Origin of the sequence: Thauera sp., assembly GCF_035444905.1 — a bacterium.
GTDB lineage: Bacteria > Pseudomonadota > Gammaproteobacteria > Burkholderiales > Rhodocyclaceae > Thauera.
In genome coordinates this window covers 24208-32508 of sequence record NZ_DAOMPS010000050.1, presented here as the reverse complement: position 1 = coordinate 32508, position 8301 = coordinate 24208, and the positions used below count along the sequence as shown (strand labels likewise).

The following is an 8301-nucleotide window of genomic DNA, read 5'->3' as shown; positions in this document are numbered from 1 at the left end:
ATACCGTAACCTGGCGTCAGACCGTTCGGCGAGAAAGCGTCAGAATAGAGTCGCATTCCGAATTGATTGACACGCACCGTCAAGGGTCATAGATTTCTTCCTGACACATTACCCTCAGGAGGACACCTTGCACGGTCAGCGCATCGGCTACGTCCGCGTCAGCAGCTTCGATCAGAACCCGGAACGCCAGCTTGAGCATGTTTCGGTGGACAGGCTGTTCACCGACAAGGCGTCGGGCAAGGACACCCAGCGCCCCGAGCTGGAACGGCTGCTCGCCTTCGTGCGCGAGGGCGACACGGTGGTGGTGCACAGCATGGACCGTTTGGCGCGCAACCTCGACGACCTGCGCCGCCTGGTGCAGAAGCTCACCCAGCGCGGCGTGCGCATCGAATTCGTCAAGGAAAGCCTGACCTTCACCGGAGAGGACTCGCCGATGGCGAACCTGATGCTGTCGGTGATGGGCGCGTTCGCCGAGTTCGAGCGCGCCCTGATCCGCGAGCGGCAGCGCGAAGGCATCGCGCTCGCCAAGCAGCGCGGGGCCTACCGGGGCCGCAAGAAGGCGCTGTCGCCGGAGCGGGTGGCCGAGCTGCGCCGGCGGGCCGCCGCCGGCGAGCAGAAAGCCAAGCTCGCCCGCGAATTCGGCATCAGCCGCGAAACCCTGTACCAATACCTGAGAACGGATGACTGACCATGCCGCGCCGCAGCTTGCTGACGCCCGCCGAGCGCACCGGCCTGCTTGCCTTTCCGACCACTGACGACGACCTCATCCGGCATTACACCTTCTCCGAACCCGACCTGTCAGTGATCCGCCAACGGCGCGGCAACCACAACCGGCTCGGTTTCGCGGTGCAGTTGTGCTACCTGCGCTATCCCGGCTTTGCCCTGCCGACCGACGCGGAACCGCCCGCATCCCTGCTGAATATCGTCGGCCGCCAGTTGCGCATCGCGCCGGACATCTGGCCGCAGTACGCGCAGCGGCCGGAAACCCGGCGCGAGCACCTGCTGGAATTGCAGGCGTGGCTGAAGCTGACGCCGTTCGCGGCCGCCGACTACCGGCGCTTCGTCCACCAGCTCGCCGAGCTGGCCCAGCAGACCGACCGGGGTATCGTGCTGGCCGAGGCGCTGGTCGAGCTGCTGCGGCAGCAACGTATCATCCTGCCGGCCATCGATGTCATCGAGCGTGTATGTAGCGAGGGGCTCACGCGCGGCACGCGCCAGGTGTACGCGGCGCTGACCGCGCCGCTGGCCGATCACCATCGCCGTGCGCTCGACGGTCTGCTGGCGATCCGCGAGGGCACCAAGGGCAGCGGGCTAATCTGGCTGCGCCAGCCGCCCGGCCCGCCCAAGCCCAAGCATGTGCTGGCCCACCTGGAGCGGCTGAAGACCCTCCGTGACCTGGCGTTGCCGGATGGGCTGGAGCACACCGTCCACCAAAACCGCCTGCTGAAGCTCGCCCGCGAAGGAGGACAGATGACGGCCCAGCACCTGCGCGACCTGGAGCCGAGCCGCCGCTATGCGACACTGTCCGCGGTGATTCTCGATACCCGCGCCACCCTGATCGACGAGATCATCGACCTGCACGACCGTTTTATGGGCGCGCTGTTCAGCAAGGCCAAGCGCAACCACGCCGACCGCTTCCAGCAGTCCGGCAAGGCGATCAACGACAAGGTGCGGCTCTACTCGCGCATCGGCCGCGCCCTGCTGGAAGCCAAGCAGTCGGGCGGCGATCCGTTCGCCGCCATCGAGGCCATCATCCCGTGGGAGGTGTTCACCGAGAGCATCACCGAGGCCGAGCTGCTGGCCCAGCCGGAAGGCTTCGACTTCCTCGCGCTGGTCGGCGACGGCTTCAACCAGCTCCGGCGCTACACGCCGGCCCTGCTGGAAGCGCTGACCATGAAGGCCGCGCCGGCGGCACGCGAGCTGCTCGCGGCCGTCGATGTGCTCAAAGGGATGAACGAGCGCCAGGCGCGCAAGGTGCCGGACGATGCGCCCACGTCGTTCGTGCGCAAGCGCTGGGAAAGCCTGGTGCGCAACGAAGACGGGTTGGATCGGCGCTTCTACGAGCTGTGCGTGCTGTCCGAGCTGAAAAACTCGCTGCGCTCCGGCGACATCTGGGTGCAGGGCTCGCGCCAGTTCAAGGACTTCGAGGACTACCTGCTGCCGCCGCCGCGTTTCGCGGCGCAGCGCGACCAACGGGAATTGGATCTGGCCGTAGAGACCGACTGCGAGCGCTTTCTGGAGGCGCGGCTCGCGGTGCTGCAAGAGCAACTAGCAACCGTCGAGCGGCTAGCCGCCGCCAACGAGCTGCCCGACGCCGCCATCACCAGCACCGGCCGGCTCAAGATTTCGCCGCTGGACAACGGCGTGCCCGACGAGGCCGAGGCGCTGATGCAGCAGGCGTACAGCCTGCTGCCGCACCTGAAGATCACCGAGCTGTTGCTGGAGGTCGATGGCTGGACCGGCTTCAGTCGCCACTTCAAGCACCTCAAGAGCGACGCGGCGGCCGACGATCAACACCTGCTGCTGACGACCATCCTGGCCGACGCCATCAACCTGGGGCTCTCCAAGATGGCCGAATCCTGCCCGGGCGTGACCTATGCCAAGCTGACCTGGTTGCAGGCGTGGCACATCCGCGACGAGACCTATTCGGCCGGGCTGGCCGAGCTGGTCAACGCGCAGTTCCGTCAGCCGTTCGCCGCCTATTGGGGCGATGGCACAACGTCGTCGTCGGACGGCCAGAACTTCAAGGCCGGCGGTCGGGGCCACGCCGCCGGCCAGGTGAACCTGAAGTACGGCCAGGAACCGGGCGTGCAGTTCTACACCCACATTTCGGACCAGTACGCGCCGTTCCACACCAAGGTCATCAACGCCACGGTGCGCGACGCCACCCACGTCCTGGACGGACTGCTGTACCACGAATCCGACCTGCGCATCGAGGAGCATTACACCGACACGGCCGGCTTCACCGATCACCTGTTCGCGCTGATGCACCTGCTGGGCTTCCGCTTTGCGCCGCGCATCCGCGACCTGACCGACAAGCGCCTGTACATCCACGGCGACGCCAAGCAGTACCCGACGCTCGCCGGCCTGATCGGCGGCAGCGTCAACGTGAAGCACATCCGCACCCATTGGGACGAAATCCTGCGGCTTGCGGCCTCGATCAAGCAGGGCACGGTGACGGCCTCGCTGATGCTCCGAAAGCTCGGTAGCTACCCGCGCCAGAACGGCCTCGCGGTGGCCTTGCGTGAGTTGGGGCGCATCGAGCGCACGCTGTTCGCCCTCGACTGGATGCAGAACGTCGAGCTGCGCCGCCGCGTGCAGATCGGCTTGAACAAGGGCGAGGCCAAGAACGCACTGGCCCGCGCCGTGTTCCTGAACCGCCTCGGCGAAATCCGCGACCGCAGCTTCGAGAACCAGCGCTACCGCGCCAGCGGCCTCAACGTGGTGGTGGCCGCCATCATCCTGTGGAACACGGTCTACCTGGAGCGGGCGGTCCAGGCGCTGCGGGACTCGGGCAAGGACATCGACGAGAAACTATTGCCGCACCTCTCGCCGCTCGGCTGGGAGCACATCAACCTGACCGGCGATTACATCTGGCGGCAGAACAAACACGTCGAGCAGGGCAAGTTCCGGCCGCTGCGTTTGCTTGAAGGGGCACCGCTGGCAATGTCTTCGTAAGGTTTATCAACTGTGGAGCTGCTGATCTTGATTCTGAAAACGACCGGACTGTTCATCGCAACAGCGCTTGCCGAGATCGTCGGCTGCTTTCTGCCTTACCTGTGGCTGCGCAAAGGCGGGCCAATGTGGCTGCTGATTCCGGCAGCGATGAGCTTGGCGCTGTTCGTTTGGCTGCTCACGTTACACCCAGCCGCCAGTGGCCGCGTCTACGCCGCCTATGGTGGCGTTTACGTGGCTACCGCGCTGGTTTGGCTTCGGGTCGTCGATGGCGTGAAGCTGTCCACGCTGGATTGGGCTGGGGCTGGAGTCGCGCTACTTGGCATGTCAATCATTGTGCTGGGCTGGCACGACAAGGCTTAGCGTACGATTTTTTCCGTTTCGTGAGCTGACCCCTTTACGCACGTCCTGGCTTCGAATCCTTGCCCGCCCCCGATCCGGGCGTGCTGGCCGGCCTGCTCGCTGCCTGAGGGCACCGCGGGCGGCCATCGGCACTGTCCCGGACCGGCCGCCGGCCCCGTGCGTCGGTGCCTTCCCTTCAGCCCTCCTTGCCGTCGACCCTCGCGCGCAGCAGGAAAGGCGTGTAGCGCCACAGGTAGAGCGCAAAGCCGAGCGCCCACAGCATCGCCGCGGCGTGGATCCCGCCGACCAGCGCGGCGGGGATCAAGGCCACACTGAGCACACGCACCAGCGCGGCCAGCAGCACCAGCGCATAGGCCAGCGTCTCGATCGGGCCGGCAACGAGCATGCGCCCGGTATGACCCAGCGCGGTGCGCGTGATCATGCCGATGATCAGGCCACCGGTCGCGCCGATGGCGAGGGCATGAATGCCGGCCGAGCGCGGCAGCACGCCGAACTGCGTGAGCGCGATCAGCGCCAGGCCGAGCGGGATCCACAGGTAGGCGAGGTGCAGCACCCACAGCAGCGGCACGCCGCGAGTCGCCCACGGGTTCCAGCCCCCCAGTCGCAGCGCCTGCAGGATCGCGGCGAGGAGCGACACCGCCCCTGCCCAGGCGCCCGCACCGAGCGCCCACAGCAGCAGAGCGAGGCCGGTGGCGATGGCTGCCGCCCAGTCCAGGCGCGGGTCGCGCCACTGCTTGATGCCACGCACGGCGTTGAAGGTGAACATCGGGATCACCCGCCCGCCGATGACGGTCTCCAGCACCACGATCAGCCCGAGCGCGAGGTGCATCGCCATCAGCGGATCGATCTCGAGCACGCCCAGCACGGCGAGGTGAAAGAGCAGGTTGGTCAAGGCCAGCAGCGCGGGAAGCACGCCGACGAAGTAGTTGCGCTTGCTCTTGGCCTTCACCAGCACCCGCAGCAGCAAGGCCGCGGCCACCGGCAGGAAGGCAATGTCGATGACTGCGACCCACACCCCGCTGCCAAAGGCCATCGCCAGCCGTCCCGCCAGCCACAGCACCGCCAGCGCCAGCAGCGGCTTGCCGGCGGGGGTGTCGAGGCCCGTCCAGTTGCGCCCCGCGGTAAACAGGAAGCCGATGATCACCGCCACCGCAAAGCCGAAGATCATCTCGTGCGCATGCCACCACATCCCGGGTATCGGCAGCTCGAGCCCACCGGAATACGCCACCGCCCACAGCGGAACGGCGACCGCCGCGAACAGCGCGGCGAGCAGATAGAAGGGCCGGAAGGCAAGCGCCCACAGCGAGAAGGTGTCGGGCGGGATGCGTTTGGTGGTGGGCTCTTCGAGCGGAATCAGGGGCATTGCGTGTTCTCGGGAATGGCTTGGCGTCGGTGGGTGGGGTCGTGGGTGAGGCGAAAGGAGGATGTCGGGCGCCGGCCTCAGTGGCTGGTGCCTTCCTCGCGGGTGATCTTGTTCCAGACGTTGTACTTGCCGACCGGTTTTCGCATCGGCAGGCGCTTGACCTCCTCGAGCGTCTGCGCGTCGAGGACGATCACCGCGCCGTCGTCTTCCCACAGGCTCGCCAGCGCATGGCGGCCGTCGCGGGTGAATTCGATGTGAGCGAGCGTCTTGCCGGGCTCACCGGTGATCTCCCTGACCACCTCGAGCGTCTGCTTGTCGATCACCTGCAGGATGTGCTTGGCCTCGGGGCTCATCATCGAATCGACGAAGGCGAAGCGGCTGTTGCCATGGCTGCGCAGGAAGAAGCCCGGGCCGCGGGTCGGGATGCGCTTGATGACCTCCCAGGTCTTCATGTCGATGACCGTGACCTCGCCCGCCTTCAGGTTGGTGCTCGCCATGACCGTGCGCGGCTTTGCATCGGGCCCGGCGGCGGGGTCGACCCACTCCCAGGTGATGCCCGAACCGAGGTGCGGCATGCCATCGAGCGGCAGGTTGGCGATCTTCTTGCGCACGTCCAGGTTCACTACCTGACCGACGCCCTCGCGCGAAGCACCCATCAGCTCGGAGTAGTCCTGGGTGAAGAAGAAATCGTCCAGCACCTCGGCCAGGATCGTGCGGCGCGGATTCAGGTAGCCGGGGATGAAGCTGCCTTCGCGCTGGGTGTAGTCGTGGATGAAGCCGGTCGGGATGTCCTCGACCGCCTTGGTGTAGCTGATCTCCCACACCTCGGGCACGTCCTTGAGCGCGGCGATGAAGGACTGGCGCGGCGTGGCGTCATAGACCGCGGACACGCGCGAACTGATCTTGCCGTCGCGGTCCTTGGCCTCGATCGACTTGATCAGCTTGAGGTCACCGTCGAGCAGCACCAGGTTGTGCGGCAGGTAGTTGGCCACCGCCACGTGCTTGCCATCGGGCGAGGCGGCGACGTTGCGGGTATTGATGCCGGCGCGGATCTCGGCCACCACCTTCAGGTTCCACAGGTCGAACTTGGTGATCCAGCCGTCGCGGGAGCCGAAGAACACGTAGCGCCCGTCGGCGGCGAACTTGGGCCCGCCATGCAGCGCGAAGCGCGACTGGAAGCGGTGGATCGGCTCGAGCTTGTCGCCATCGAGCACGCTGACGTGGTGGTCGCCCGCCTCCACCACCAGGAAGAGATTCATCGGGTCGGCCTCGAACACCGGCTTGTCGGACAGCGAGGCCGGATCGACATGCTGGATGCGCGAGGCGGTGATGTCGGCATCGGTCCAGCGCGGCTCGGGCACCACCGGGGTGTAGATCCAGTCGGTGATGGCGGCGATCTCGTGCGCGGCCAGCTGGGCGCCGAAGCCCGGCATCTGGGTCGCGGTGCGGCCCTCGGCGATGACCTTCAGCGCCTCGCCCTTGCGCAGGCGCGAGAGATTCTCGGGCAGCAGCGCCGGCCCCATCGCACCGAGGCGATTGGGCGCATGACAGGCGGCGCAATGCTGCTGGTAGAGCTTGGCGACCTCGACACCGGCCGACAGCGCGGGCGCGCCTGCGGGCTCGGCGGCGGACGCCGCGGGCAGCACAAAACCGAGGGCGACCAAGACGACGGCAAGGGACGGAAGGGCTTTCATGCCGACACCTTGTTGATGCGTACCCAGGGCGTGGTGACGACGCGCTCGGAGCCGTAATCCGCGGCGCTGACGCCGATCTCCTCGTCGTCGAGATAGCAGGCGGGATCCTCCGCCCAGGGGTTGCCGGTCACCTGTTCGGCGCGCACACGCGAGCTGCCGTTGCAGATGTCGAGATAACGACAGGCGCCACAGCGGCCCTCGAGCTTGCGCGGATGCTGCTTGAGTCCGGCCAGCAGCGGGTTGGAGAGATCGTTCCAGATCTCGCCGAAGGTGCGCTGGCGCACGTTGCCGAGCGGCACATGCCACCACATGGTGTCCGGGTGCACGATGCCGAGATTGTCGATGTTGGAGACATTGACGCCGCTGGCGTTGCCGCCCCACTGGCGCAGCTTGGCCTCGATGTGGGCAGCGCGCTCGGGAAAGCGGCGCTGCACCCAATGCAGCAGGAAGGGGCCATCGGCGTCGTTGTTGCCGGTGACGAAGTCCTTGTCGATGCCGCGTCGGTGCAGATCGAGGCAGGTCTCGAACAGCAGTTCCATGGCTTCGCGCGTGGTGCGGTGGCGGGCGTCGCCGGCGCGGTTCTTGTTGCCACGGCCGGCATAGTTGAGGTGCGAAAAGTAGAACTTGTCGATGCCCTCAATCTCGACCAGCTTCAGCAGCGCCGGCAAGTCGTGGGCGTTGCCCTCGGTCATCGTGTAGCGCACGCCGACCTTGATGCCCCGATCGCGGCACAGGCGGATGCCATGCATCGAAGCCGCGAAGGCGCCCTGCTTGCGACGGAAGTGGTCGTGGGTGGCGCCGATACCGTCCAGGCTCACGCCGACGTAGTCGAAGCCGATGTCGTCGATCGCCTCGATGTTCGATTCGTCGATCAGCGTGCCGTTGGACGACAGGCCAACGTAGAAGCCCATGCCCTTGGCGCGACGAGCGATGTCGAAGATGTCGGGCCGCAGCAGCGGCTCGCCGCCCGACAGGATCAGCACCGGCACCCGTGCCGCCTTGAGATCGTCCATGACCTTGAACACCTCGGCGGTATCGAGCTCGCCGGGAAAGTCCTTGTCGGCCGAGATCGAATAGCAGTGCTCGCAGGTCAGGTTGCAGCGCCGGATCAGGTTCCAGATCACCACCGGGCCCGGTGGATTGCGCCGCGGGCCGGTGGGGGTCGGGTGATCGAGTTCGCGGATGAATTGGGAGATGCGGAACATG

The 8301-nt window shown here is 66.6% G+C and carries 6 protein-coding genes; 3 read left to right on the top strand and 3 right to left on the bottom strand.

Annotation, left to right across the window (positions count from 1 at the left end):
• The first annotated feature begins 127 nt into the window (after window positions 1–127).
• Genes PLC66_RS17925 through PLC66_RS17915 form a run of 3 tightly spaced genes read left to right on the top strand, consistent with a single transcriptional unit; the run spans window position 128 to window position 4038 of the window.
• Window positions 128–688 carry a recombinase family protein gene (locus PLC66_RS17925; protein ID WP_323030435.1) on the top strand — a complete coding sequence of 187 codons (561 nt, stop codon included), beginning with the start codon at window positions 128–130 and terminating at the stop codon, window positions 686–688.
• Between the two features lie 2 nt (window positions 689–690).
• A complete protein-coding gene (locus PLC66_RS17920; protein WP_323030434.1) occupies window positions 691–3678 on the top strand; it encodes a Tn3 family transposase in 2988 nt (995 codons plus the stop codon).
• A 12-nt stretch (window positions 3679–3690) separates the two neighbouring features.
• A complete protein-coding gene (locus PLC66_RS17915; RefSeq protein WP_410171228.1) occupies window positions 3691–4038 on the top strand; it encodes a YnfA family protein in 348 nt (115 codons plus the stop codon).
• A gap of 175 nt (window positions 4039–4213) precedes the next feature.
• On the opposite strand, the gene PLC66_RS17910 is transcribed toward PLC66_RS17915, so the two are convergent.
• From PLC66_RS17910 to nirJ, 3 genes are all read right to left on the bottom strand, one after another.
• Complete coding sequence (locus PLC66_RS17910) at window positions 4214–5401, bottom strand: NnrS family protein (protein ID WP_324542996.1); 1188 nt, start codon at window positions 5399–5401, stop codon at window positions 4214–4216.
• 77 nt (window positions 5402–5478) lie between these two features.
• The gene (locus tag PLC66_RS17905) at window positions 5479–7095 is read right to left on the bottom strand and encodes a cytochrome D1 domain-containing protein (protein ID WP_324542994.1); all 1617 of its coding nucleotides are present in this window, start codon (window positions 7093–7095) and stop codon (window positions 5479–5481) included.
• On the bottom strand, window positions 7092–8300 hold the full coding sequence (gene nirJ / locus PLC66_RS17900) for a heme d1 biosynthesis radical SAM protein NirJ (RefSeq protein WP_324542992.1): 1209 nt from the start codon (window positions 8298–8300) through the stop codon (window positions 7092–7094). Before nirJ ends, PLC66_RS17905 begins: the two co-directional genes overlap by 4 nt.
• Between the last annotated feature and the right edge of the window lies 1 nt (window position 8301).

What these genes read in the sequence shown, in the direction of transcription:
- PLC66_RS17920 (WP_323030434.1), top strand. Translation starts at nt 691, where the DNA reads ATGCCGCGCCGCAGCTTGCTGACGCCCGCCGAGCGCACCGGCCTGCTT.
- PLC66_RS17910 (WP_324542996.1), bottom strand. Translation starts at nt 5,401, where the DNA reads ATGCCCCTGATTCCGCTCGAAGAGCCCACCACCAAACGCATCCCGCCC.
- PLC66_RS17905 (WP_324542994.1), bottom strand. Translation starts at nt 7,095, where the DNA reads ATGAAAGCCCTTCCGTCCCTTGCCGTCGTCTTGGTCGCCCTCGGTTTT.
- nirJ (WP_324542992.1), bottom strand. Translation starts at nt 8,300, where the DNA reads ATGTTCCGCATCTCCCAATTCATCCGCGAACTCGATCACCCGACCCCC.